Source organism: Limosilactobacillus secundus (assembly GCF_020784695.1).
GTDB classification, from domain to species: domain Bacteria; phylum Bacillota; class Bacilli; order Lactobacillales; family Lactobacillaceae; genus Limosilactobacillus; species Limosilactobacillus reuteri_F.
This window is the reverse complement of record NZ_JAJGUA010000024.1, coordinates 100,108-125,829: the sequence shown is the minus strand read 5'-3', so window position 1 is coordinate 125,829 and position 25,722 is coordinate 100,108. Positions and strand designations below refer to the sequence as shown.

Genomic DNA, 25,722 nt, shown 5'->3' with positions numbered 1-25,722 from the left:
AGCTGGGGAAATTCCTCAGCTTTGAAACGTATCTTAAACAAATTGTTTTCGTTCTGCTATTACGCCACAGACTGTAAAGAAGATAGCTGCAATCGCAATCACGATTAAACTTGCAAACCAGTTATGTGTCTGTGAATAAAGGTTTCCGACAACAATAGGACCTAATGCAGAAATTAAGTATCCTACTGATTGGACCATTCCAGAAAGGTTTCGGGTATCAGTGGAACTCTTGGTCTTTAGGCCGAACAAAGTCATTGCCAGAACGAAAGTAGTAGTTGTGCCGGCACCAAGAAATAGGGCAACGAATATATAGTAAACAAGCGAATTTACTGGGAAGAACATCATTCCGGTTCCGATTAAAGAAATGGTTCCCGCAAATAGCATTATTGGTTGCCGATTCTTCATCTTAGTGGCAATTACAGGGATTGCAAAGGCAAATGGCATTGACAATAGCTGTAATAATCCAGCAACTAAACTTGCGTTATCACTGCTTAATCCGGCATCCATAGCAATTGTAGGTAACCAGGCAACAATACTATAGAATACGAAACATTGTCCCCCAAAGAATAAGAGTAACCACCATGCATTTGCATTTTTCCACATGTTAGTTCCTCGATCAGTAGAATTGCTTTCTTTAGTTGCACGTTGATTGTAGCGTAAGTTTGGCACCCAGATAATTGCAGCGATTAAAGCAACAATACTAATAATGATAACAGCAGTTTGCCAACTAGTAGCATGGGTAATTGGAGTGATTGCGTAAGCGCCAATTGCAGCAAATAAAGTCATTGCGACATTATACATCCCGGTTACACTCCCAATTTGATTAGGAAGTTTGTCAGCAATAATTGCAGGTAATAAGACGTTAATACAAGTAATTGCAGCCCCAACTAATATTGTTCCGATCATTAACGATGAGAAATTTAAAATCCGTAAATAGGAACCAATAAACATTAAAATCATTGCTAACTCAATCGTTAATTCATTACCAATTCGTTGAGCGAGTGCTGAAACTATTGATGATAGTAATCCAAAACAAAGCAGCGGAATAGTTGTTAAAATTCCTAAGCTGGTAGTTTCAACATTAAAAGTTTGTGCAATATCTTTAATGACAGATGGTATTGCTGTAATCGGCATCCGCATACAAACCCCAAGGAAGAATAATCCGAGAATTAGAAGTGGACTATGCTTTTTGATTTTTTCCAAAAAATTCATCCTTTCATTTTAAAATTAGCTTGATAATAGACTAGACAATTATATCATAATAGGTCCTTCGTTATGATTAATATCCGGTTAGAAGTGGCTAATCCAATTGGAGGTTAGTTTGACGGAAAGAGATTCAAAATATATAATCAACAATGAATATTTTTGGAGGAACACTATGACGGCTATATACCCATACCTAACATTTGAGAATGCGAAGGAAGCAATGGCTTATTATGAACAAGACTTTGGCGCTCAAATTACATATCACGAGGCTTTGACAAAAGAGCAGGCGGAAAGTCTTGGATTACCAGTTGATCAATTGAACCAGACAACAATGCGAGGTGAATTTATGATCGCTGGACAAAAAATTATTTGTGCAGATGCAACGATGGGTAATCCCCAAACTTCTACACTAATTTCAATTTTACTTGATTTTGAAGAAGATGAAGATAAAGCACGTGATTTGTTTAATCGTTTAGCAAAATCCGAAAATCAACGTGTAACGGTACCGTTTGGAGATTGGGTCCTAAATAATGTAATGGGGCAGATTGTAGATAAGTATGGGATCACATGGCTGATAAGTGCTAATAAACAAAGCTAAATAAAACAAAAGCGACTTGGATTTTCCAAGTCGCTTTTGTTTTAGAGGTTAGGCGTTAATTTCGCTCCAACGTTTAGTTAAGATAGTATAAATTCGTTCAATATCTTGTGAAGTGCCGCGTAATTCATAATCTGCTAGAAATGGTGCATCAAAGTCGCGCGCGTATTTACGAGCAGTTAAACAATATTGTTCGTTAAAATTTTTATTACCACTACCTACGACGCCGATGCATTGTTTGGCGTTATCGTTGTAGGCAATATATTCACCTAATGCATTTGTCATAATTTCAGTGAAACCAGAATCAATCCCGTTACCACCATTTAAATATGTGGGTACGAAAGCAAAAAAAGCGTCAGTTTCATCGGCAGGAAGAGTTTGATCGCTGACTTCTTTTAGTTCAATAAGTGGGCGATCTTCGCTAATGCTGTGCTGTTGTTTAGCATATCCCTGCATCCGCGTTAAGAAGGAACGGGTATTTCCCTCAAGCGAGATATAAATAATATTCATTGGTGCCATGTGAATTTCTTCCTTCTAGTTTAAATTTATTTTAATATTACAAAATTATTTTAGTAGAATTAAGTGCTAAATAAAAGAATAATTTTCTTATTGTTGCCAAAATGTAAAGTTTTACTTTGATAAAGTGGTAACAATAAAACTATCAATATATGAATGGTGATAATCCTGAATTTTTAAATCCAGATTGGCTAGTTTGATCGTTTCTCCTTCATGAATATTATGATAATTATCTAACACATATCCCGATAAAGTAACCACATCGCTAGCTTCAGAATCTTTAAGTTCAACATGGAAGAAGCGTTCAAAATCATAAATAGTTGTTTTTCCATCAACCCGGTATTGATTTTCCCCAATCTTAGAAATCATGTTATCTGAAACATTGTCGATTTCGTCTCTCACCGTTCCAAATAGTTCTTCATAAATATCTTTATCAGTAATGATTCCGCTAGTGCCCCCATACTCATCAACAACGACTACCATTGGCACCCGAGTACTAATCATTAACTTAAGGACTTCGGTAATTGGGGTGGTCTCAGGAGTAGTAGGCATATGGCGGAGAACTTTGGCTAAAGATACATCTCCGTTAATTTGTTTTTGCCGAATTAAGTCATAGTTAAAAACATAACCTAAAATCTTATCCTTATCATTATCAGCAACTACCGGCAAGCGGCTGTATTTCGTCTTAAGATATAGTTTAATCGCGTCATTTACAGTTTTATTTATATCAATAACTGTTAATTGAGTACGATCAATCATAATATCTTTAGCAACCTTATCGTTAAAGTCAAAGGCTCGTTCCATGTACAATAAGTCGTTGTGTTCAAGTTCACCGCCTTTAACAGCGTTTCGAGATAGGCTAATGATCTCACTTTGGGAAAGGACGTCTTGACTCTCATCAGCTGGTTCCATACCCAACATTTTAACAATTCCATTGGCAGAACTATTAAGCAACCAGACAAAAGGATAGAAAGTAATGTGAAAATAGTGCAATGGGGTAGTAACAAACATCAAGGTCTTAATTGGGATATCAATACTAATATTTTTTGGTACAATCTCGGTTAAGACCACTTCAAAATATGTTAGAAGAAGAACTCCCACAATGGCACTTATAACGTGGATCACACTATTGTTTAGTGACCAACTTGGTAGCGAAAGAGCATCGGTTAAGAGCGCTTCAATTGTTCCTTCGCCGACCCAGCCGAGAATAATTCCGCAAATTGAAACCCCTACTTGAGTGGTAGAAAGATATTCCGTTAAATTGGTGACCATTTTGATTGCACGGTTTATTTTCGCAGATGGCTTATCCCGCTTTGCTTGCATTTCTTCTAAGGCCGTTACCCGTGCCTGCACTAAGGCGAACTCAGCTGCTACAAAGAATGCCGCAAAGATAAAGGTAATGATTATGATTATAAAATTAGTGAATAGCTGGCCCTCGTTCAAAATAACATTCCTCATTTCGATTGATAAGTACAATTTATGTATATATTATTTTACCATTCAAATAAGCTGTTATAAATTATAAGCATATTAAAAAGAAAAACATGTTTATTTCGTTCACTACCTAAAAAATGATAAGATTAGTAAAGGTAGATAGCTTAAGAAAAGAGGTTATATAGTGAGTAGAATTACAATTACTGATTTAGTCTATGATGCTAAATCAGGAGATCAATTAGACAACGTTTCATTAGAACTAAAGTCACCACAAGTAGTCGGAATTTGCAGTAACGATACGGGCGCAGCAACTGCATTAGAAGATTTATTATCTGTCCGCGGCAAAATTTTAAATGGGGATGTAACAATTAATGGGGTTCCATTCAAAAAGTATAAGCGCCAAAGCAAAAATGAAATTGGCCGTATTGATGATGTGGTTTTAAAAGGAAAAACAGTGGAGAAAGCTGTTAACCACGCCTTACGTCATCGTAAAAATGCTTTGAAACCAGAACAAGCACTCCAAATGCTTAAATCATTAAAATTTGAACCTAATCAAATGATTGCCGCATTAAACGAGGCTCAACAACTAGAACTACGGATAGCACTTCTTCTTACTTGGCAATGTCCAATCGTAATTTTGAGTGATGCCTTTGATAACTTAGAAGAGGATAAACGGCAAATGATTGGTCAGCTAGTTAAAGACTATGCTCAAAAGGTCGATGCCTTAGTTCTTTTCACAAGTGAAAATATTTCGACATTAATGCGATTTGCTCATATTCTTTACTACTTCAATGGGAGTCATTTGACATCTGCCCGCGATTTATCGATGAATGATGGGGTAGATTGTACTGTGACAGTAATGGGAACTGGTTTACCAATCGACAATGCAGTAAAACTAGGGGCACATATGTTGGAAGAAGCAAGTAATGAGACCCGTTTCCTTTTCACTGGAAATATCCAAACATTATTGCCATTACTAGAACAAAGTACCATTACTGATATTAGAATTGAAGATGCAACGATTGAAGATGAATTGATGGCTTACTAATAAATTTGGAGGTTGCGATGGGGCGGATAGTTTTTATAAGTCACCGGCATGACGATTTAGTACCGACTATTATCAAAAGGGTTCCAGAAGCAGTTGCTCTTACTAGTTTTAAATTTGAAATGCAACGTGGGGATACATTGTGTTGGCTCCCGACCGTTAATGAGTATGTAGATGATGAAGTGCAGGAGTTAGCTAAATTGATTGATCATTCACTGTTTTTACCATCAAAAATAGTAATGCTTTCAATTGCAGGAACAGCCGATGATGCGACAAATCAGCAACTACAGGAATGGTATGGACAACAGGCAACTCAGGCCGTCCTTGCTCATCAATATGCGATTAAAATGATTGATGAATTTGAGTTGCCCTATACTATTATTAGAGCTTTGCCAATTACTAATGAAGAAACCTCCCTTAAGGTTGTTAGTGAAGGTAATACTTTAGAAGGTAAAGAGATTGGATTAGGACAAGTAGCACAGATAATTGAACAAGCAGTTACTACCGATGATTTTCAGAATCAATCGATTGGAATTGCACCATAAGAAAGCAGGTTGTGATATGGATAAATTAGAAGAATATCAACGATGGCAAAATAATTTAGCACGGGTGCGGTTTCCACGGTGGAAAGAATTACCTACACTAGGCTTGTATGTTGACCAAGTGGTGGCAATTGTAAATGAACAATTAAATCATTTAGGAATCGAGCCACTTACAAAATCAATGGTAAATAATTATGTGAAAAAGAAAGTTATTCAAGCGCCAATCAAGAAAAAATATGCCGTTAACCAGTTAGTAGATCTTTTGCTTATTGGATTATTAAAATCGAATTTTTCACTAGATGATATTCGTGCAGGAATTGCTCAGGTTACTATGAATTCTTACCCGCAAGCTGCCTATGATCGCTTTGTTGAAATTTTAAATGCACTTTTAGCCGGAGAAGAAATTCCGAGTAATAACGTTATTAATCCACAGAATGATCGCTTAATGACATTGGCATTGAAGTCAGTCTTATCACGAATGGATGCTGCTCAATTATTAATGGCAATGCAAAAAGTTGCTCAGCCGGCTCCATTGGAAAATAATTAGTTTCAATTATTTTGTTGCAATTACAACAAAATGAATTTAATATTGTAGTTAAGGAGAATTTTTATCAATGATTGATATTTTACGTGAAATAGGGATGATTGATCGAGCGCTCGATTCGATTGCCAATATTGAGTTCAAGAAAATCGATTTAGCACGTGGCCAATACCTGTATGTTGTTCGTATTTATGAGCATCCAGGAATTATTTCAGAACAATTATCAAACTTGATAAAAGTAGACCGAACAACGATTGCCCGTGCTGTAAAAAAGCTTGAAAAAAATGGCTTTATTGAAAGAAAAAGTGATCCAACGAATAAGAAAATTAAACGACTTTATGTTACTCAAAAAGGAAAAGAGATTTATCCTTTTATTATTCGTGAAAACCAATTTTCAAATAGTGAGGCATTGAAAGGTTTCTCGAAAAAAGAGGCTCAGCAGGTTCATGATTATCTAGTTCGTATCCGTCAAAATATTGATGGTGATTGGGATACCGTCAAGCACGGAGGCAAACGTCAATATTAATTTATAAAGAGGAGATTATTTTTATGAAGCAAGTGACGATTGATTCAAGTTTTTGGGAACTTTTTCCAGACGCACAGGTAAACATCTTGTTTGCAAATGGCATTGATAACCATAATGCTGATGACAACTATGATGAACGAAAGAAGCTATTAGCAAATGCTACTCATGAGGCTGATAAGTTTCTAACCAATGAGACTTTTCGTTTGAATCCAGTTGTTGATCAATGGCGCCAAGCATTTCAACAATTTAAGAAAAAGAAAGGTGCGCGCTCATCAATTGAGGCCTTATTGAAGCGTGCCAATCAAGGACGGAAATTTGAACCAATTGAACCTCTTGTTGATGTCTACAATAGTATTTCCTTGAGCTACGGTGTTCCAGTAGGTATCGAAGACCGAAATAAGATTGCTGGCGACCTTCATTTGGGTGTTGCAAAAGGTGGCGAAGCATTTCGGCCAGTCGGTGCTGAAGAAGATGAACCTGCTTTAGAGGGCGAAGTTATTTATTATGATGATGAAGGTGCTGTTTGTCGTTGTCTAAACTGGCGTGAAGCTCAACGAACAATGTTGACAGAAGATTCTCAAAATGTAGTTGCAGTTATGGAAGCAATTAATCCAGAACAAATTGAACGCGCTAATGAAGCGATGGAAGAATTGAGCAAGTTAATTAACCAGTACTTTGGTGTAAATGCTTCGCAAGTTTATCGACTAACTAAGGATCAGCCTGTTGCAGAGGTTCCAGATAATTTATAAAAAATGAAAAAATGAGTGAAAAATGCTACGGCTTTTCACTCATTTTTTTGAATTGTTATTCTGTTTCTTGCATCAGCACTTAATAATTTATAAAGGGCTGCAAATAAGGGAACAGTGAACATCATTCCAAGAATTCCGGAAATTCCTCCACCAATAATAACTGCAGCAAATACCCATACACTTGGGAGACCAATTGATCTTCCAACAACTAGTGGATAGGTAATACGGTTATCTAACTGTTGAAGGAGAATAATAAAGATCAAGAAAATACCGGCTTGAAGTGGAGAAACGGCGAAAATGATAACTACTCCGACACTCGCTCCAAGGATTGCCCCAATGATTGGAATTAAAGCACCAAATGCAGTTACAACTCCGATCATGGAGGCATAAGGCATTCGTAAGATCGTCATTCCGATAAAACACGAGATTCCAAGAATAGCAGCATCTTTACATTGCCCAATAATATAGTTGCTGTAACTTTCATCAAAAACTTTCAGAACTCTAATTATTTGTGACTGGTATCGGCTAAAGTATGTTGAAAGTAATTTAGTAAACTGGCGTTGCAACATTTCTTTATAAATCAAGAGGTAGATTGAAAAGAAAAACGCAATAATTGCAGTTGTGGCAGCCGAAAATACAGATGAGGCTGTTGAAATAACCGTACGGAAAGTCCCACCAACGCCAGACGTAAGATATTTACCAATTTTATCCCATTGAATTTTACTAGCATCAAAGCTATTGATGAAGCCTTTAAAATCACTGCTATGTTCAAAGTAATCGATAAAATGGTTAATAATGTGACTGTGATTTGCAATAAGCAGTTTTACACACGTAATAAGTTCAGGAATTACCAGGGCAAAAACGACGGCGATTATTAGGATGATTGTTAAGTAAGACATCACTATCCCAACTGGCCGCTTGAATTTTTGCGCACTTGGTTTCTTGAACAAAGATAGGTAGAGGTGTTCATATTGTTTTAATAGTAAGTTAACAATATAGGCAAGGATTGCTCCTATTAAAAGCGGCACGGTTGCAGAAAAAATTGTTTGGATAAATTTAGCGACAATTTTCCAATAGGTGATTGCTAAGTAGAGGACAAATAGGGCTAATACTAAAGAAAGATGACGGCGATTGATATATTGCTTCACGATAACTCTCCTCTATTATTAAGCTTTTGATAAAGTTTAAGTAAATAGTTATGACTGTCGATTTGTTCACGACAATTATTTTGATCATGTAAGTTAATTTCATAAATACTAGTAGCAACTGGGTTTAAGTGAGGCAAAACATTAGCCCAGTCAATTTTACCGGTGCCGAGAGTAAGGCTATCATGAGTTTTGCCCATTGAATCAACTAGGTGATAGTGAACGGTACGATCTTTTAAGTGTTCTAGGGATGCTGCTAATTTCTGGTTATTCCCATGAAGCTCAATAAAACAATGGGAGGTATCAAAGGCAAGTCGATAATTATGTGCAAGAATTTCTTCTTCTTGAAAGGGATCGCCATAAGCAAAAACTGGCGCAATTGAGTTTTCAAACATGATCTGATCTCCACCAGCGTCTGCAAAACGATCCAATCGCTGATAGACAGCATCTCGGGCATCTTCTACACTAGGATAAAGAGAAACAAAGTAACGTGATTCAGGACCGGCATAACCACCATGAATCAAAACTTGAACATTAAGGTCATCGGCTAAATAAAGTAGCTTTTCAGTTGTAAACTCGATGAAACGATATAAGTCGGGATATTGCTTTTCGGGGGCAACTACTTCTGAATGATGATTCTGAAATTGCATTGGATGATGCAGAATCACATTTTTAATACCAGCAGCTTTAACGTATTGAATTGTATCATAGAGGCGACGATAACCTTCATCAGTAAAGTCATGAGTATCAGTATAAAATTCATAAGTAGTAGGATTGTACTGTAAGCGATCATTGATTTGTTTTAGCTGACTGCTTCCCTTTAATCCTAATTGTGGTAAAAACATATACCTTACCTCCTAAAAACTAACTACTATTTTATCTTACCAGATTTTGAACAATTTCTTATGGTAAGATACCATATTGAGGAGGTGTTTCACATGGAACAATGGTTGTTGCGTCAGCCATTAATCTTGACACCAACTATTCCATTGATGTGGACAGTGGGATGGCTTTGTACAATGTCAGCGTATATTATATTAGGTGGGCAACCACCATCCCCCAATCAGTTGCAAGACTCTGTTTTACTAATTTCAGCTGTCATTTTAGTGATAAACATTTATAATTTAATATTAGTTTATCAACGAACAGAAAAATATCGAAATCTTTCCACTTATGCACCAAGGGCTTTGTTATTAGCTATTATTTTAATTATTTCGATTGTCTTAGCCTGGGGACAGCCCAAAGTAGTTCTAATTCCTAGCTACTTAAATATTTGGGTCATGATATTTATCGTTTTAAATTTCTTACAAGCTCTTTTGGGACAATTTTTTGCGCTCCTAGAACGTTCTCGATCACGCCGAAGACTTGCTTCGATGTATTGGCCGATAGTAGTTTTGTACACTGCCGGGATTGTAATTTCACCAAGTTTGGAAGTACATAATGGTTGGACTTTACCGTTCATTATTGGTGATTGCATTTTACTTCTTTTCTTTATTGCGAGAAGTTGGCAAGAGATCCCTAGGATACTTATTAAGGTTCATGCTAATAACAGTATTATCTATGAACTGTTAGTTGGAATTAACCTTGCAACAATAATTTCAACAGTGGTGAGTGGAGTACTTTTTATTATTTTTAACTTTAGTAATACTGAAATAAGCATAGTGGCAGCTTACTTTGCTCTTAGTCCAGTGATAAATGGAATTAGTGGATTAATAATAGGAGCGATGCAACGTTACAATAATGACTATCGATACGGGCATGTAAAAGGACATCCACAAAGATATATTTACTGCGGGATTTTTCTGGTGATTGTTTTCTTGATATTAGGTTTCATTTTGAAGAAAAACTAATAATTTCTAGTCAGGAACATGATTTTTTTGCGTATTAACTTGTAAAATATTGCCGTTGTTGAACAGTTAACACAATAAAGACAATAAAATACATAATTAGTGTGTTAGCATTATTATATGTAGAAAGCGCATACAATTCGGGAATGATATAAAAAGGTTGGTGTTTAAACATGCATGGATTTATTGGCGAATTTTTTGGCACCATGGTTTTGATCCTATTAGGAGCAGGATGTTGTGCTGGTAATAGTTTAAATAAAACTTATGGGAAACAGAGCGGCTGGTGGTTTATCTGTATTTCATGGGGGCTAGCAGTTACAATGGGAGTTTATGTAGCTGGATTTCTTGGTTCACTAGGACACTTGAATCCTGCTGTGACAATTCCCTTTGCAGTATTTGGATTATTCCCATGGAGTAATGTTATCCCTTACCTATTAGGCCAATTTTTAGGTGCATTTGTTGGTGCAGTATTAGTAATTATTCAATTTTATCCACAATTTAAAGCGACTCCAAATGAAGAAGAAGGAAATAATGTTGGTATTTTTGCCACTCGTCCAGCAATAAATAGCCCAATTTTTAGCTTTCTCTCAGAAGTGATTGCGACCTTTGCATTTATTTTCGTGCTCTTAAATCTTGGTAACTTTACTCAAGGATTAAAGCCATTTATTGTAGGAATGGTTATTGCAGTTGTTGGTACATGTCTTGGAACAACAACTGGCTTTGCCTTGAATCCAGCCCGTGATTGGTCACCACGGTTAGCGTATACCATTTTGCCAATTCCTAATAAGGGAGCTTCAGAATGGTGGTACGCATGGGTTCCAATGTGTGGCCCAATTGTTGGAGGCCTTCTTGCGTGTGCTTTACAAACGGCGCTAGTTTAGTAAATCCAGAAAAAGGGAGGCTAATTAATATAGCCTCTTTATTTAGTTTAAATAAAATATGAAATACCTTGTAGGAGAAAATTGATGAGAAAAGAATTTTTTAAAAGTAGTAATGAACAATTAACAAAGTTTGCCGAGATTGTTAATGGAGATAAACCCTTACGTGAAGTTACGAGTGATGAAAAGCTAAAGGTCGGCGTGGATTTAGGGACTTCTTCAATTGTCTTAACAGTGCTAGATTCTAAAGATAAGATTGTATACGGAGCATATGAATATGATCATGCAGTTCAGGATGGTATTGTAGTTAATTTCATAGAATCAGTTAATATTTTAAGACGCTTAAAAGAAAAGGCTGAAAAAGTATTAGGACGTGAACTTAAAACGGCATGTGGTGCTATCCCACCGAAGACAGGAGAGAGGAGTGCCAAAGTGGTTGCCAATGTTATCGAAGAGACAGGTCTGCTTTGTACAGGTGTTGAAGATGAACCGACAGCCGCTGCAAAATTCTTAAGATTGTCTAATGGTACAGTCGTAGATATTGGAGGAGGAACAACTGGGATCAGCATTTTTAAAGACAATAAACTTATTCACGTTATTGATGAGGCAACGGGCGGATTTCATATGACGCTTGTTCTTGGAGGAAGATATAAAATAAAAAATGATGAAGCAGAAAAATTAAAGCGTAATAAGGAGAAAGAATCCGAAGTATATGCTGTTGTTAAACCTGTGGTTGAAAAGATGGCAGCAATTGTTCAGAATATGGGAGCCGAAATTATTGATCCAGTTATAGTTGTAGGAGGTGCAACTAATTTTACTGAATTCACAAAAACTTTTAGTAAAGATTTAAAACGTAAAGTTTATAAACCACTTTATCCTCAATTTGTAACGCCATTAGGAATTGCAATGTTTGATAATTAAAATAAATAAGAGGCTGGGCATACCTCAACCTCTTTACAGTTTTAAGTGTAAACTGCCAAATCGCAGTAGATGTTTATATCCTCGCAGGAGTAGGCCTAAAAACTCGCAAACGAGTTTAGGCCTACTCTTTTAATTTTAAATAATTTTTTCAGTATAAATCCATTGAATTACTGAACGATCAAATACATTAATTTCACTAGCTGGAATAATAGGTTGAGAACAATCTACTGTGTAAACCCAGCCTGCTTTATTACTAATATCATTCAGATCATTTATTGAATAAATATATGGATATCCATTTAAATCACGGGCCTTAAAGGAAATATCATTTTTACTGAAAAAATCTTTTGAAATTTCGTAAACGGATTTATTTGAGCGCCATTGTAAATCTCTTGGAATAGTATAGATTTTCTTTATTGCAGAATTATATTTTCGATACTTTGATGGTGTCATTCCTACTTTTTGCTTGAAAATTTTAGTAAAGTAACTTGTCTGTGAGAAACCAACTTGATGAGCCAATTTATTAATCGGTGTATTTGAAAAAATTAATTTTTCTTGAGCAAGTGCAATCTTTTGTAGATTTATATAGTTAATGAAATTGTCATTAAAGTAATTTTTAAAGATTCGACTTAAGTATGATGGTGAAAGATAAATCCTCTGAGAAACATTTTCTAAAGTAAGTGATTTTTCTAAATTAGAATTAATATATTTAAGCGCCATGGTTATATTTTTCTCAATATCACTTAGAGCACCATCATTTCTGTTGTTGAGAATAGGAGAATTAGCGACGTTAGCTATTGAACCGTCTTCAGAAATATTCAGTATCCCATTAAGAACTTTGATTAGTGAACTTAGCTTAGGAGCCTCAAATGGAGCAAGAACAGTTATACGGTCATTAGAACTGTCAATAAACTTTTTGCAAGAAATTTCAATATATTTGCTACATAAATCAATAACGTCTGATTCTATGTGTGATTCATCAAGAACGAAAAAACCACTTAAAGATGAGCTTATAACTAATGGGAAAACAAAGTAATTTTTAAAATCAAGTTTTCGTAAATGTTCAAGTGAAATATTTGGATCAAAAAGAAGGGTATTACAATCAACAATTGCTCCGGTAATGCTTGTGAAAATTATATTATTATTAGTTATTTCTTGAAATGTTTTTGTTACTTTTTGAATGTCATTTAAGAATTTTGAAGAATATTCGTACATTTTAATTTCGCCTGCTTTTTACCATTTTTGAAGGATTGTTGCTATTTACCTCTATATATTAGCATACATTTACACATAAAAACGCTTTCCTGTAAATTTTGTGATACATAATAATAAATTATTGTTCTTTTTAAGTATCATACATTTTTTAAGATAATATATCATAAATCCCATGTTATAAAATTAACATGTACCGAATTGTAAGCGATTTCTTATTATCGCTATTTGTTTTTATACTTAGGAGGCATTCTTATGGGACAAGAAGCACTTGGTTTAATTGAAACCGAAGGACTCGTAGCTTCAATTGAAGCTGCTGACGCAATGGTAAAAGCTGCTAATGTTAAATTAATTGGTCAAGAAAAGATCGGTCATGGATTAGTAACAGTAATGGTTCGTGGAGATGTTGGAGCTGTTAAGGCTTCTGTTGACGCCGGAGTACAAGCTGCCGAAAACATTGGAGAAGTTGTTTCAAGTTACGTAATTCCTCGTCCTCAGTCTGAAGTTGATAAGCTCTTACCACATCATGGAGAATAATTTATAAAAAATTAAAGCCCTTATACAGACGGCTAGGTACAGGAATCTGTATTAAGAGCTTTATTGTTAAGAGCTTTTATAGTCAGGAGGAAAAATAATGAATGATTTTCTGAATTCTACTAGTACTGTTCCAGAGTTTGTTGGTGCTAGTGAAATTGGAGATACAATTGGAATGGTAATTCCGAGAGTCGATCAACAACTATTAGATAAATTACATGTTACAAAACAGTACAAGACTTTAGGTATTTTAAGTGATCGTACTGGTGCTGGTCCACAAATTATGGCAATGGATGAAGGAATTAAGGCTACTAACATGGAATGTATTGATGTTGAATGGCCACGTGATACTAAAGGTGGAGGAGGCCATGGATGTTTAATTATCATTGGTGGTGATGATCCGGCAGATGCACGCCAAGCTATTCGGGTTGCACTTGATAATCTTCATCGTACATTTGGTGATGTTTATAACGCCAAAGCAGGTCACCTTGAGTTGCAATTTACGGCTCGTGCTGCAGGGGCTGCACATCTTGGATTAGGTGCAGTTGAAGGAAAAGCATTTGGGTTGATTTGTGGTTGTCCTTCTGGAATCGGTGTTGTAATGGGAGATAAGGCTTTAAAGACTGCTGGTGTTGAACCGCTTAACTTTACTTCACCAAGCCATGGTACAAGCTTCTCTAACGAAGGTTGCCTAACTATTACCGGTGACTCAGGGGCAGTTCGTCAAGCTGTTATGGCTGGACGTGAAGTAGGATTAAAATTATTGTCACAGTTTGGTGAAGAACCAGTTAATGATTTCCCATCATACATTAAGTAGATCTAAAAGGAGGACTACTTTATTATGAAACGTCAAAAACGATTTGAAGAACTAGAAAAACGCCCAATTCATCAAGATACATTTGTTAAAGAATGGCCAGAAGAAGGTTTCGTTGCAATGATGGGGCCTAATGACCCTAAGCCTAGTGTAAAAGTTGAAAATGGCAAGATCGTAGAGATGGATGGTAAAAAGCTTGAAGATTTTGACTTGATTGACTTATACATTGCTAAGTATGGAATCAATATTGACAACGTTGAAAAAGTTATGAATATGGATTCTACTAAGATTGCACGGATGCTCGTTGATCCCAATGTATCTCGTGATGAAATTATTGAAATTACATCAGCTTTGACTCCTGCTAAAGCTGAAGAGATCATCAGTAAGCTTGATTTTGGTGAAATGATTATGGCTATCAAGAAGATGCGTCCACGTCGTAAACCTGATAACCAATGTCACGTTACTAACACTGTTGATAACCCAGTTCAAATTGCTGCAGATGCTGCAGATGCTGCTCTTCGGGGATTTCCAGAACAAGAAACCACAACAGCAGTGGCACGTTATGCACCGTTCAATGCTATTTCAATTTTAATTGGTGCACAAACAGGTCGTCCTGGTGTATTGACACAATGTTCTGTTGAAGAAGCTACTGAATTGCAATTAGGTATGCGTGGTTTTACTGCATATGCTGAAACTATTTCAGTTTACGGTACTGACCGTGTATTTACCGATGGTGACGATACTCCATGGTCTAAAGGATTCTTAGCATCATGTTATGCATCACGTGGCTTGAAGATGCGTTTTACTTCAGGTGCCGGTTCAGAAGTTCTGATGGGTTACCCAGAAGGTAAGTCAATGCTTTACCTTGAAGCTCGTTGTATTTTACTTACTAAGGCTTCAGGTGTCCAAGGACTTCAAAATGGTGCAGTAAGTTGTATTGAAATTCCTGGTGCTGTTCCTAATGGTATTCGTGAAGTTCTCGGTGAAAACTTATTATGTATGATGTGCGATATCGAATGTGCTTCTGGTTGTGACCAAGCATATTCACACTCCGATATGCGTCGGACTGAACGGTTTATTGGTCAATTTATTGCCGGTACTGACTACATCAATTCTGGTTACTCCTCAACTCCTAACTACGATAATACCTTCGCTGGTTCAAACACTGATGCTATGGACTACGATGATATGTATGTTATGGAACGTGACTTAGGTCAATATTATGGTATTCATCCTGTTAAAGAAGAAACCATTATTAAAGCTCGTAACAAAGCTGCTAAAGCCCTTCAAGCTGTATTTGAAGACCTGGGATTACCAAAGATTACTGATGAAGAAGTTGAAGCAGCAACTTATGCTAACACTCATGATGACATGCCAAAGCGTGACATGGTTGCAGATATGAAGGCTGCTCAGGATATGATGGATCGTGGAATTACTGCTATTGACATTATTAAGGCATTGTACAACCACGGATTTAAGGATGTCGCTGAAGCAATTTTGAACCTTCAAAAGCAAAAGGTTGTTGGAGATTACCTTCAAACTTCCTCTATCTTTGATAAAGATTGGAATATCACTTCTGCTGTAAATGACGGGAATGATTATCAAGGTCCAGGTACTGGATATCGTCTATATGAAGACAAGGAAGAATGGGATCGGATTAAAGACTTACCATTCGCTCTTGATCCAGAACACTTGGAACTTTAGAGAGGAGGTAGTCTGTTATGGCTGATATTGATGAAAATTTATTACGAAAAATCGTTAAAGAAGTCTTGAATGAGACTAATCAAATTGACACAAAGATTGATTTTAATAAAGACGATAATACTGCAACCGCTACTGAGGAAGTACAACAACCAAATAGTAAAGCTGTTCCAGAAAAGAAACTTGATTGGTTCCAACCAGTTGGTGAAGCTAAACCAGGATATTCAAAAGATGAAGTTGTAATTGCTGTTGGTCCGGCCTTTGCAACTGTTCTTGATAAAACGGAAACTGGTATTCCTCACAAAGAAGTCCTTCGTCAAGTTATTGCTGGGATTGAAGAAGAGGGACTTAAGGCAAGAGTAATTAAGGTATACCGGACTTCAGATGTTGCTTTTTGTGCAGTTCAAGGTGATCATCTTTCAGGATCAGGAATCGCTATCGGTATTCAATCCAAGGGTACTACGGTTATTCACCAAAAGGATCAAGACCCTCTTGGAAACCTTGAACTATTCCCACAGGCTCCAGTGCTTACTCCTGAAACTTATCGTGCAATTGGTAAGAACGCAGCTATGTATGCTAAAGGTGAATCACCAGAACCTGTTCCAGCTAAGAACGATCAACTTGCTCGTATTCACTATCAAGCTATTTCAGCAATTATGCATATTCGTGAAACTCACCAAGTTGTTGTTGGTAAGCCTGAAGAAGAAATTAAAGTTACGTTTGATTAAGGAGGCATAATGATGAGTGAAGTTGATGATTTAGTAGCAAAGATCATGGCTCAAATGGGAAATAGTTCATCTTCTGATAGCTCTACAAGTACTTCTACCACAAGTACTAATAAAGAAATGACAGCCGATGATTATCCACTTTATCAAAAGCATCGTAATTTAGTAAAAACACCAAAAGGACATAATCTTGATGATATTAATTTACAAAAAGTGGTAAATAATCAAGTTGATCCTAAAGAACTACGGATTACACCAGAAGCTTTGAAGCTCCAAGGTGAAATTGCTGCAAGTGCTGGACGGCCAGCTATTCAAAAGAACCTTCAACGGGCCGCAGAATTGACACGCGTACCAGACGAACGAGTTCTTGAAATGTATGATGCATTACGTCCGTTCCGTTCAACTAAGCAAGAACTTTTGGAGATTGCTAAAGAATTACGGGATAAATATAATGCTAACGTTTGTGCCGCATGGTTTGAAGAAGCTGCTGATTATTACGAAAGTCGAAAGAAGCTAAAGGGCGATAATTAAGCTTTTTAGTCAGAGTAGGGAGTTTTATATATGTCAACTGAAAAAGTAATTGGTGTTGATATTGGGAATTCTTCCACTGAAGTTGCATTGGCAGATGTAAGCGACAGTGGGCAAGTTCACTTTATTAACTCCGGTATTGCTCCTACTACTGGGATTAAAGGTACTAAACAAAATCTAGTCGGAATTAGGGATTCGATTACTCAAGTTCTGAATAAGTCTAATCTAACAATCGATGATATTGATTTAATCCGAATCAATGAAGCTACGCCAGTTATTGGTGATGTTGCAATGGAAACTATTACAGAAACAGTTGTAACAGAATCAACAATGATTGGACATAATCCTGATACACCAGGTGGTATAGGAACAGGGGCCGGGATAACAGTTCGTTTACTTGACCTCTTAAAGAAAACTGATAAGAGCAAAAACTATATTGTTGTAGTTCCTAAAGATATTGATTTTGAAGATGTTGCTAAGCTTATCAATGCGTATGTTGCCTCTGGTTATAAAATTACAGCAGCAATTCTAAGGAACGATGATGGTGTTTTAGTTGATAATCGGTTAAATCATAAAATTCCGATTGTTGATGAAGTTGCCATGATTGATAAAGTGCCGCTAAACATGCTGGCGGCTGTAGAAGTGGCTGGTCCCGGGCAAGTAATTTCACAACTTTCAAACCCATATGGAATCGCTACATTATTTGGACTAACTCCAGAAGAAACTAAGAATATTGTTCCGGTTTCACGGGCCCTTATTGGGAATCGATCAGCTGTTGTTATTAAAACTCCAGCTGGGGATGTTAAAGCACGTGTAATTCCGGCAGGTAAGATCATAATTAATGGCGATACTGGAAAAGAAGAAGTTGGAGTTTCTGAAGGTGCTAACGCCATTATGAAAAAAGTTTCTAGTTTCCGCCATATTAACAATATAACTGGTGAATCTGGAACCAATGTTGGAGGAATGTTGGAAAATGTTCGTCAAACAATGGCAGACCTTACGGGAAAGAAAAATAACGAGATTGCGATTCAAGATTTACTTGCTGTTGATACTCAAGTACCGGTTGAGGTCCAAGGTGGTCTAGCTGGTGAATTTTCAAATGAGTCAGCAGTTGGAATTGCGGCGATGGTTAAATCAGATCATCTTCAAATGGAAGTTATTGCCAAGCTTATTGAAAAAGAATTTAATACTAAGGTTGAAATTGGTGGTGCTGAAGTTGAATCTGCTATTCGCGGAGCACTTACGACGCCGGGAACGGATAAACCTATTGCAATTCTTGATCTAGGAGCAGGTTCAACAGATGCTTCCATAATTAATAAAGAAGATGAGACTGTTGCAATCCATTTAGCCGGTGCTGGTGATATGGTAACAATGATTATTAATTCTGAACTGGGGTTGAATGATGTTCACCTAGCAGAAGATATTAAACGTTATCCATTAGCCAAAGTAGAAAATCTTTTCCAGATCCGGCATGAAGATGGTTCTGTTCAATTCTTTGAAGATCCATTACCGTCTTCATTATTTGCTAAAGTTGTAGTAATTAAACCAGATGGGTATGAGCCAGTAACAGGAAATCCAAGTATTGAAAAAATTAAGCTGGTTCGTCAGAGTGCAAAGAAACGAGTCTTCGTTACTAATGCATTACGAGCACTTAAGTATGTTAGTCCAACAGGAAATATTCGTGATATTCCGTTTGTTGTAATTGTCGGTGGGTCAGCCTTAGATTTTGAAATTCCACAACTTGTTACCGATGAATTAGCATACTTCAATTTAGTTGCTGGTCGTGGAAACGTTCGTGGAATTGAAGGACCACGAAATGCCGTTGCAACTGGATTGATTTTAAGATATAGCGAAGAAAGAAGGAAGCGTTATGAACAACGATGATTCACAACGTCCCTCGATTGTCGTTGGACTAGAAAATGGAACAACTATTCCAGATAGTGCTAAGCCACTTTTCTATGGAATTGAAGAAGAACAGATTCCAGTCTCGGTTCGCAAAATTAATGTAGATGGTACTGTTGAAAGAGCGTATCAATCAGCTCTTGCGTCACGACTATCTGTCGGAATTGCTTTTGAAGGAGATCATTTTATTGTTCACTATAAGAACTTAAAAGAAGAGCATCCTTTATTCGATATGACAGTTGATGATAGAAAGCAATTACGGATTTTAGGAGCAAATGCAGCGAGATTAGTAAAAGGAATTCCTTTTAAGGAAATAGCAAACAGGTGATTTAACTATGAAGTCTTTGGGCTATGTAGAATGTAATGGATTATCTGGCGCTATTGTTGCTGCTGACCGGATGCTAAAGACTGCAGATGTTGAACTTAGTAGTATTCAAAATACAAAAGGTAATGGATGGGTCACCTTACAAGTTTCTGGTGAACTTTCAGCAATAACAGTTGCAGTTCAAGCTGTAAAAGACTATTTACCTGATGTATATGTAACATCAACGGTAATTGGTCGTCCATCAACAGGGTTGAACTCCTTGGGTAAAACAGATTTATTGCAATCAAATCCAGAAAAGAAGCAAAATAATGAGCTTACTGAGAAGAAAACGGTTGCTGAACTATCCTCATCTAAAAAAGAGGAAGTAGAAAAGAATGAAAATCCTGATAAATCTAGTGTTCAAGCTGAGCAATCATTAGATGAGAAAGATGAAGTTGAAGATCCAGGATCATCTAATGATAAACAAGATATCAACTCTGATGAAAATGAAGTCACATGCAATATGTGCGGAGATCCGAAGTGTCCACGGAAATTAGGAGAGCCGCATAAGAAGTGTATCCATTACAACGAATTAAAGAAAAAGTAGGAGGAAATAACTATGAATAACGCTTTAGGAATGATTGAAACACGAGGATTAGTTGCATCTATTGAAGCTGCTGATCAAATGGTAAAGGCTGCAAATGTAACATTAACTGGTCAAGAAAAGATTGGTAGTGGATTGGTAACTGTTATGATTCGTGGTGATGTTGGTGCTGTAAAGGCTGCTGTTGATGCTGGTGTACAAGCTGCTGAAGGTGTCGGCGAAGTTGTATCGTCTTACGTAATTCCTCGTCCACATGAAGAAGTTGAAAAGATTTTACCAGGTGGATCAGACTCAGACGCTGAATAGAAAATTTTAATAAAAAGGAAGATTACGTATGGATGAAGAACAATTAAGAACACTTATTCGGACAATTGTTAGAGAAACACTTAATCCTAACCTAGTTCCAATTGGCGTTTCAAACCACCATGTACATTTGACGGAAGAAGATTTTCAAAAGTTATTCCCTGGTCAGAAAATTGAAATGCTAAAGAAACTTCGTCAACATGCGGATTTCGCTGCAAAGCAAACAGTTGACCTGATCGGACCTAAGGGCACCATTGAACATGTCCGGCTAATGGGACCTTTCCGTTCACACTCACAAGTGGAAATTGCCCGTTCAGAAAACTTTACACTAGGAATCGATGCACCGATTAGAATGTCGGGTGATCTTGATGGTACTCCTTCAATTAAGGTTCGCTCACCATATGCAGAAATTGAAATCCAAGGTGTAATTGTTGCAAAACGACACATCCACATGAGCTTAGAGGACGCTAAGCGTTTTGGCGTAAAGCTCGGTGATTCAATGCAGGTTGAAGTAGATGGCGATGGTGGACGTAAAACTATTTTTGATGATGTAGTTGCCCGTCCTCGTAAAGACTTTGTTCTGGAAATGCACATTGATACTGATGAAGCCAATGCTGCTAATGTCGGACTAGGCAATAATTCTTTCGGAAAAGTTATTATCAAGAAGAAAAACTAACTTTTTAAGAAACTACCAAGGGGGTGAATAGATGGATAACCTAGTACAGCAGGTTATGCAACGGTTAGAAGAACGGAAGCATACAAGTGTAGAAGTTACTTTTAATCATCAAGTTGCCCCGCCTAGTGAACAGATTTTTTTGAAAAACGGGAAAGTTATCCTAAAAAATGTTTCGATTGAGTTAATAACGGACTTATATTCAATGGAAAAGACTAATGCTTGGATTAAATGGGTATTAGAAGGAATTAGCTATGATGTTAAGTTTTACTTTTTAGTTAATGAACAGATGGTTAATTTTATTCCACGGATGATGATTTTGGACTGGCCGATCTTGTTTGTTGTGAATAACGAATCGCCAGTGATTGCCAGTTATAATCGGGTTATTACCAGAGAAGAGATCGCTGCTAAACCAGATAAATCGATTCTTGTTAGATATCAAAAGCAACGTATTACAGATGAGGCAGTTGATATCTGTAACTATAAAAAAATTAAAATAAAGATTAGGACTGAAGAAAATTGTATATGGCGAGAGTAGTAGGTAGTGTTGTCGCAACCCAAAAGGATCCATCCTTGGTTGGAAAAAAGCTGATGATAGTTCAACAGATTAATTCAGACCAACAACCAGTTCGATTTGAACAAGTTGCCGCTGATACAGTAAATGCTGGAATTGGCGATAATGTATTAATAGTTCGTGGTGCTGGTGCAAGGCGTGCTGATAAAGAGCGTGATGAAGACCAAGTAAGAGACGTTAATGACTGTACGATTGTTGGAATAATTGACCGTTTTGATAAGTAGTGTGCATTGGAGGCATCGAAATGGCTATTTACACAAAAGGTGGTGACAAGGGAGAAACAAGTTTATTCGATGGAACAAGGGTACCTAAGGATTCATTACGAGTTGAAACTTATGGAACCTTTGATGAATTAAACGCTAATATTAGTTTGGCAGATAAGTTTTGTGAAAGTAAACGTAATAAGAAACTTTTACAAGAGATCGAATATAAAATGTTTTTCCTTCAAGGTGAGATAGCGACAGAGAAACGGCAGTATTTTACTGATAAAAGTAAGATTATTACCGATGAAGATACTCGAAAACTTGAAGAGGTTATTGATAAATATACATCGGAACTGCCACCTGTTCATAGTTTTATTTTACCTGGTTCAAGTACTGCGGGTGCACAACTTCATGTTTGTCGAACAATCTGTCGTCGAGCAGAGCGACTATTTGTACGACTATCAAAAGATATAAAATTTCGTCCAGAGCTCGAAAGATATATTAACCGTTTATCGGACTTCTTATATATTGTAGCGCGTGATGAAGACTATGAAGATTTATTAAATAGTGTAACTGATGACGTATTAAAAATTTATAAACGTTATCAAAAAGAAAAGGATGTGCGTTAAGAATGAATGAGGAACAAATTAGTAAGATTGTTGAAAGCGTGATCAATAATAATGCTTCTAAAAATCTATTTGATCGGCACAAAATGGAAAAGGTAATCGATGCGGCTGTAGCTCGTGCCAATGAATTGGGTGTTGGTGTAACAATTGCTATTATGAAGGCTGATCAGGTATTACAGATGAGCTATCATATGCCAAATGCTAACTTAGTAAGCTGTACTTTAGCTCCTAAGAAGGCATGGTCAGCATTGGCAATGAAGGAGCCTACTAAGGATATTAGCAAGGATATTCAACCAGGTGCTGGATTGTACCAGATGGAAACAATGCTTGATGGTAAGTTAGCATCTTTTGCAGGTGGTATTCCATTGAAGATTAACGATGAAATTATCGGTTCAATCGGTGTTAGTGGTGGATTGGTTGAAGAAGATCAATCAATTTGTGAAGCTGCTGTTGCAGAATTTTTGAAGGAGAGTAAGTAGATATGCAGATTAATGATATTGAAAGTGCTGTACGCAAAATCCTTGCTGAAGAACTAGATAATGCCAGCTCTTCGAGTGCAAATGCTGCAGTTACTACTGATGATGGTCATCGCGGGATTTTCACTAATGTCAATGACGCAATTGCTGCTGCCAAGGCTGCTCAAGAAGTATATCGTGATAAGCCAATTGCTGTTCGTCAACAAGTAATTGATGCCATTAAGGAAGGGTTCCGTCCATATATTGAAAAGATGGCTAAGGATATTAAAGAAGAAACAGGAATGGGAACTGTAGAGGCCAAAATTGCTAAGTTAAATAATGCCTTATACAACACTCCTGGGCCTGAGATCCTTGAGCCGGTTGTAGAAAACGGTGACGGTGGAATGGTTATGTATGAACGACTACCATATGGTGTTATTGGTGCGGTTGGTCCAAGTACAAATCCTTCAGAGACTGTAATCGCTAATGCAATTATGATGCTTGCTGGTGGTAATACTCTTTACTTTGGTGCTCACCCTGGGGCAAAGAATATTACTCGTTGGACAATTGAAAAGATGAATGACTTTATTGCCGATGCAACAGGTCTTCATAATTTGGTTGTAAGCATTGAAACACCAACAATTGAATCAGTTCAGCAAATGATGAAGCATCCTGACATTGCAATGTTAGCAGTAACTGGTGGTCCAGCGGTTGTTCATCAAGCAATGACCAGTGGTAAGAAAGCGGTTGGTGCTGGCCCTGGTAATCCTCCTGCAATGGTTGATGCTACTGCTGATATTGATTTAGCTGCTCATAATATCATTAAGTCTGCTTCATTTGATAATGATATTTTATGTACTGCTGAAAAGGAAGTAGTTGCAGAAAGCAACATTAAAGATGAATTAATCCGTAAGATGCAAGATGAAGGTGCCTTTGTAGTTAATCGTGAACAAGCCGATAAATTAGCTGATATGTGTATCCAAGAAAATGGTACTCCTGATCGTAAATTTGTTGGTAAGGACGCAACTTACATCTTAGACCAAGCTAATATTCCTTACACCGGTCATCCTGTTGAAATTATTTGTGAACTTCCTAAGGAACACCCATTGGTAATGACCGAAATGCTAATGCCAATCTTACCAGTTGTTTCTTGCCCAACATTTGATGATGTTTTGAAGACTGCTGTTGAAGTTGAAAAGGGTAACCATCACACAGCTACTATTCACTCTAACAACCTTAAGCACATTAACAATGCTGCGCACAGAATGCAGTGTTCAATTTTCGTTGTCAATGGTCCATCCTATGTTGGTACTGGTGTTGCTGATAATGGTGCTCACTCAGGTGCTTCAGCATTAACAATTGCTACACCAACTGGTGAAGGAACATGTACTGCACGAACATTTACTCGTCGAGTTCGTTTGAATTCACCACAAGGATTTTCAGTACGTAACTGGTATTAATGGGAGGCATAATTCCAATGGAAAAATATAGTATGCCAACCCGGATTTATTCGGGAACAGATAGTTTGAAAGAACTAGAGACACTTAATAATGAACGGATTTTACTAGTTTGTGATTCTTTCTTACCTGGTAGTGATACCTTAAAAGAAATCGAGAGTCACATTAATAATAGTAATAAGTGTGAAATTTTTTCTGATGTTGTCCCTGATCCACCACTAGATAAGATTATGGAAGGGGTTCAACAGTTCCTTAAGCTTAAGCCAACAATTGTGATTGGTATTGGTGGTGGGTCAGCCATGGATACTGGTAAAGGAATTCGTTTCTTTGGTGAGAAGTTGGGTAAGTGCAAGATCAACGAATACATTGCTATCCCAACAACAAGTGGTACTGGTTCTGAAGTTACAAATACTGCGGTTATTTCTGATACAAAAGAACATCGTAAAATTCCTATTTTGGAAGATTATTTAACACCTGATTGTGCTTTGCTAGATCCTAAACTAGTTATGACTGCTCCTAAGAGTGTAACTGCATATTCGGGAATGGATGTTTTAACCCATGCACTTGAATCCTTGGTTGCTAAGGATTCAAACTTATTCACAGTTGCATTATCAGAAGAAGCAATTGATGCAATTACTAAACATTTAGTTGAATGTTATCGTCACGGCGATAATGTAGATGCTCGTAAGATTGTTCACGAAGCATCAAATATTGCCGGAACAGCATTTAATATTGCTGGATTAGGAATTTGCCACTCGATTGCACACCAATTAGGAGCTAATTTCCATGTTCCACATGGTTTAGCTAATACAATGCTATTACCATATGTTGTTGCATATAATGCTGAACACAGTGAAGAAGCATTGCATAAGTTTGCAATTGCTGCTAAGAAAGCCGGGATTGCTGCTCCTGGAGTAGGTGATCGTCTTGCGGTAAAGCGACTAATTGCCAAAATTCGGGAAATGGCACGTCAAATGAATTGTCCAATGACTCTTCAAGCGTTTGGCGTTGATCCTGCTAAAGCTGAAGAATTAGCTGATACTATTGTTGCAAATGCAAAGAAAGATGCAACGTTCCCTGGTAATCCAGTAGTTCCTTCAGATGATGATTTAAAGATGGTTTACGAAGCAATAATTCGTTAATTTAGTTTATTTGGAGTGAT

General features: G+C 37.0%; 31 protein-coding genes. 25 read left to right on the top strand and 6 right to left on the bottom strand.

The window, feature by feature from the left end; genetic code table 11:
* Window positions 1-33 precede the first annotated feature (33 nt).
* On the bottom strand, window positions 34-1,212 hold the full coding sequence (locus LMB57_RS02325; protein ID WP_229271462.1) for a CynX/NimT family MFS transporter: 1,179 nt from the start codon (window positions 1,210-1,212) through the stop codon (window positions 34-36).
* 166 nt (window positions 1,213-1,378) lie between these two features.
* On the opposite strand from LMB57_RS02325, the gene LMB57_RS02320 reads away from it, so the two are divergent.
* Window positions 1,379-1,804, top strand: coding sequence for a VOC family protein (locus tag LMB57_RS02320; RefSeq protein WP_229271461.1), 426 nt, complete (start codon window positions 1,379-1,381; stop codon window positions 1,802-1,804).
* Between the two features lie 48 nt (window positions 1,805-1,852).
* Here LMB57_RS02320 and nrdI read toward each other — a convergent pair whose 3' ends face one another.
* Entirely contained in the window at window positions 1,853-2,320 is a 468-nt protein-coding gene (gene nrdI, locus LMB57_RS02315; protein WP_229271460.1) for a class Ib ribonucleoside-diphosphate reductase assembly flavoprotein NrdI, read from the bottom strand.
* Window positions 2,321-2,431: 111 nt separating this feature from the next.
* On the bottom strand, window positions 2,432-3,775 hold the full coding sequence (locus tag LMB57_RS02310; RefSeq protein ID WP_229271459.1) for a hemolysin family protein: 1,344 nt from the start codon (window positions 3,773-3,775) through the stop codon (window positions 2,432-2,434).
* A gap of 160 nt (window positions 3,776-3,935) precedes the next feature.
* Between LMB57_RS02310 and LMB57_RS02305 the strand changes: the two genes are divergently transcribed.
* The 5 genes from LMB57_RS02305 (at window position 3,936) to LMB57_RS02285 (ending at window position 7,154) form a co-directional block, all read left to right on the top strand.
* A complete protein-coding gene (locus LMB57_RS02305) occupies window positions 3,936-4,799 on the top strand; it encodes a P-loop NTPase family protein (RefSeq protein ID WP_229271458.1) in 864 nt (287 codons plus the stop codon).
* A 17-nt stretch (window positions 4,800-4,816) separates the two neighbouring features.
* Window positions 4,817-5,341, top strand: a complete 525-nt coding sequence (locus LMB57_RS02300) for an NAD(P)H-binding protein (RefSeq protein ID WP_229271457.1) — start codon at window positions 4,817-4,819, stop codon at window positions 5,339-5,341.
* Entirely contained in the window at window positions 5,304-5,885 is a 582-nt protein-coding gene (locus LMB57_RS02295; RefSeq protein ID WP_229271456.1) for a DUF1836 domain-containing protein, read from the top strand. Before LMB57_RS02300 ends, LMB57_RS02295 begins: the two co-directional genes overlap by 38 nt.
* A 67-nt stretch (window positions 5,886-5,952) precedes the next feature.
* Complete coding sequence (locus tag LMB57_RS02290; protein ID WP_229271455.1) at window positions 5,953-6,405, top strand: MarR family winged helix-turn-helix transcriptional regulator; 453 nt, start codon at window positions 5,953-5,955, stop codon at window positions 6,403-6,405.
* Between the two features lie 23 nt (window positions 6,406-6,428).
* Window positions 6,429-7,154 (top strand): B3/B4 domain-containing protein, encoded by a 726-nt coding sequence (locus LMB57_RS02285; RefSeq protein ID WP_229271454.1) that lies wholly within the window; start codon window positions 6,429-6,431, stop codon window positions 7,152-7,154.
* Window positions 7,155-7,189: 35 nt separating this feature from the next.
* Here LMB57_RS02285 and LMB57_RS02280 read toward each other — a convergent pair whose 3' ends face one another.
* Both LMB57_RS02280 and LMB57_RS02275 read right to left on the bottom strand, forming a co-directional pair.
* Complete coding sequence (locus tag LMB57_RS02280) at window positions 7,190-8,302, bottom strand: AI-2E family transporter (RefSeq protein ID WP_229271453.1); 1,113 nt, start codon at window positions 8,300-8,302, stop codon at window positions 7,190-7,192.
* Complete coding sequence (locus LMB57_RS02275) at window positions 8,299-9,144, bottom strand: sugar phosphate isomerase/epimerase family protein (protein WP_229271452.1); 846 nt, start codon at window positions 9,142-9,144, stop codon at window positions 8,299-8,301. The genes LMB57_RS02280 and LMB57_RS02275 overlap by 4 nt, the downstream gene beginning before the upstream one ends.
* 60 nt (window positions 9,145-9,204) lie before the next feature.
* Here LMB57_RS02275 and LMB57_RS02270 point away from each other — a divergent pair, with 60 nt between their 5' ends.
* The 3 genes from LMB57_RS02270 (at window position 9,205) to eutJ (ending at window position 11,945) form a co-directional block, all read left to right on the top strand.
* Window positions 9,205-10,149: a hypothetical protein gene (locus tag LMB57_RS02270; protein ID WP_324255220.1), complete on the top strand. Its 945-nt coding sequence runs from the start codon at window positions 9,205-9,207 to the stop codon at window positions 10,147-10,149.
* A gap of 170 nt (window positions 10,150-10,319) precedes the next feature.
* Complete coding sequence (locus tag LMB57_RS02265) at window positions 10,320-11,027, top strand: MIP/aquaporin family protein (RefSeq protein ID WP_229271450.1); 708 nt, start codon at window positions 10,320-10,322, stop codon at window positions 11,025-11,027.
* 84 nt (window positions 11,028-11,111) lie between these two features.
* A complete protein-coding gene (gene eutJ, locus LMB57_RS02260; protein ID WP_229271449.1) occupies window positions 11,112-11,945 on the top strand; it encodes an ethanolamine utilization protein EutJ in 834 nt (277 codons plus the stop codon).
* Between the two features lie 135 nt (window positions 11,946-12,080).
* Here the strand turns inward: eutJ and LMB57_RS02255 are convergent, their stop codons facing one another.
* Window positions 12,081-13,160, bottom strand: a complete 1,080-nt coding sequence (locus LMB57_RS02255) for a helix-turn-helix domain-containing protein (protein WP_229271448.1) — start codon at window positions 13,158-13,160, stop codon at window positions 12,081-12,083.
* Between the two features lie 252 nt (window positions 13,161-13,412).
* Here LMB57_RS02255 and LMB57_RS02250 point away from each other — a divergent pair, with 252 nt between their 5' ends.
* From LMB57_RS02250 to LMB57_RS02175, 16 genes are all read left to right on the top strand, one after another.
* Window positions 13,413-13,694: a BMC domain-containing protein gene (locus LMB57_RS02250; protein ID WP_003669201.1), complete on the top strand. Its 282-nt coding sequence runs from the start codon at window positions 13,413-13,415 to the stop codon at window positions 13,692-13,694.
* A gap of 97 nt (window positions 13,695-13,791) precedes the next feature.
* The gene (pduB, locus tag LMB57_RS02245) at window positions 13,792-14,508 is read left to right on the top strand and encodes a propanediol utilization microcompartment protein PduB (protein ID WP_003669200.1); all 717 of its coding nucleotides are present in this window, start codon (window positions 13,792-13,794) and stop codon (window positions 14,506-14,508) included.
* Window positions 14,509-14,532: 24 nt separating this feature from the next.
* On the top strand, window positions 14,533-16,209 hold the full coding sequence (locus tag LMB57_RS02240) for a propanediol/glycerol family dehydratase large subunit (RefSeq protein ID WP_229271447.1): 1,677 nt from the start codon (window positions 14,533-14,535) through the stop codon (window positions 16,207-16,209).
* A gap of 17 nt (window positions 16,210-16,226) precedes the next feature.
* Window positions 16,227-16,934, top strand: coding sequence for a propanediol/glycerol family dehydratase medium subunit (locus LMB57_RS02235; protein WP_229271446.1), 708 nt, complete (start codon window positions 16,227-16,229; stop codon window positions 16,932-16,934).
* Window positions 16,935-16,946: 12 nt separating this feature from the next.
* Window positions 16,947-17,462 carry a diol dehydratase small subunit gene (locus LMB57_RS02230; RefSeq protein WP_229271445.1) on the top strand — a complete coding sequence of 172 codons (516 nt, stop codon included), beginning with the start codon at window positions 16,947-16,949 and terminating at the stop codon, window positions 17,460-17,462.
* Between the two features lie 30 nt (window positions 17,463-17,492).
* Complete coding sequence (locus LMB57_RS02225) at window positions 17,493-19,343, top strand: diol dehydratase reactivase subunit alpha (RefSeq protein WP_229271444.1); 1,851 nt, start codon at window positions 17,493-17,495, stop codon at window positions 19,341-19,343.
* A complete protein-coding gene (locus LMB57_RS02220) occupies window positions 19,330-19,689 on the top strand; it encodes a glycerol dehydratase reactivase beta/small subunit family protein (protein ID WP_229271443.1) in 360 nt (119 codons plus the stop codon). Before LMB57_RS02225 ends, LMB57_RS02220 begins: the two co-directional genes overlap by 14 nt.
* Window positions 19,690-19,696: 7 nt before the next feature.
* The gene (locus LMB57_RS02215; RefSeq protein WP_229271442.1) at window positions 19,697-20,272 is read left to right on the top strand and encodes a BMC domain-containing protein; all 576 of its coding nucleotides are present in this window, start codon (window positions 19,697-19,699) and stop codon (window positions 20,270-20,272) included.
* 12 nt (window positions 20,273-20,284) lie between these two features.
* Entirely contained in the window at window positions 20,285-20,575 is a 291-nt protein-coding gene (locus tag LMB57_RS02210) for a BMC domain-containing protein (protein WP_003669187.1), read from the top strand.
* A 28-nt stretch (window positions 20,576-20,603) separates the two neighbouring features.
* On the top strand, window positions 20,604-21,248 hold the full coding sequence (locus LMB57_RS02205; RefSeq protein ID WP_229271441.1) for a phosphate propanoyltransferase: 645 nt from the start codon (window positions 20,604-20,606) through the stop codon (window positions 21,246-21,248).
* A gap of 31 nt (window positions 21,249-21,279) precedes the next feature.
* Window positions 21,280-21,783, top strand: coding sequence for a PduM family microcompartment protein (gene pduM, locus LMB57_RS02200; protein ID WP_229271440.1), 504 nt, complete (start codon window positions 21,280-21,282; stop codon window positions 21,781-21,783).
* Entirely contained in the window at window positions 21,771-22,043 is a 273-nt protein-coding gene (locus LMB57_RS02195; protein ID WP_003669182.1) for a EutN/CcmL family microcompartment protein, read from the top strand. Before pduM ends, LMB57_RS02195 begins: the two co-directional genes overlap by 13 nt.
* Window positions 22,044-22,063: 20 nt before the next feature.
* Window positions 22,064-22,651: a cob(I)yrinic acid a,c-diamide adenosyltransferase gene (locus tag LMB57_RS02190; protein ID WP_229271439.1), complete on the top strand. Its 588-nt coding sequence runs from the start codon at window positions 22,064-22,066 to the stop codon at window positions 22,649-22,651.
* Window positions 22,652-22,653: 2 nt separating this feature from the next.
* Window positions 22,654-23,127, top strand: coding sequence for a GlcG/HbpS family heme-binding protein (locus LMB57_RS02185; RefSeq protein ID WP_102816762.1), 474 nt, complete (start codon window positions 22,654-22,656; stop codon window positions 23,125-23,127).
* 2 nt (window positions 23,128-23,129) lie between these two features.
* On the top strand, window positions 23,130-24,563 hold the full coding sequence (gene pduP / locus LMB57_RS02180; RefSeq protein ID WP_229271438.1) for a CoA-acylating propionaldehyde dehydrogenase PduP: 1,434 nt from the start codon (window positions 23,130-23,132) through the stop codon (window positions 24,561-24,563).
* Between the two features lie 17 nt (window positions 24,564-24,580).
* Window positions 24,581-25,702, top strand: a complete 1,122-nt coding sequence (locus LMB57_RS02175; RefSeq protein ID WP_229271437.1) for a 1-propanol dehydrogenase PduQ — start codon at window positions 24,581-24,583, stop codon at window positions 25,700-25,702.
* Window positions 25,703-25,722 lie beyond the last annotated feature (20 nt).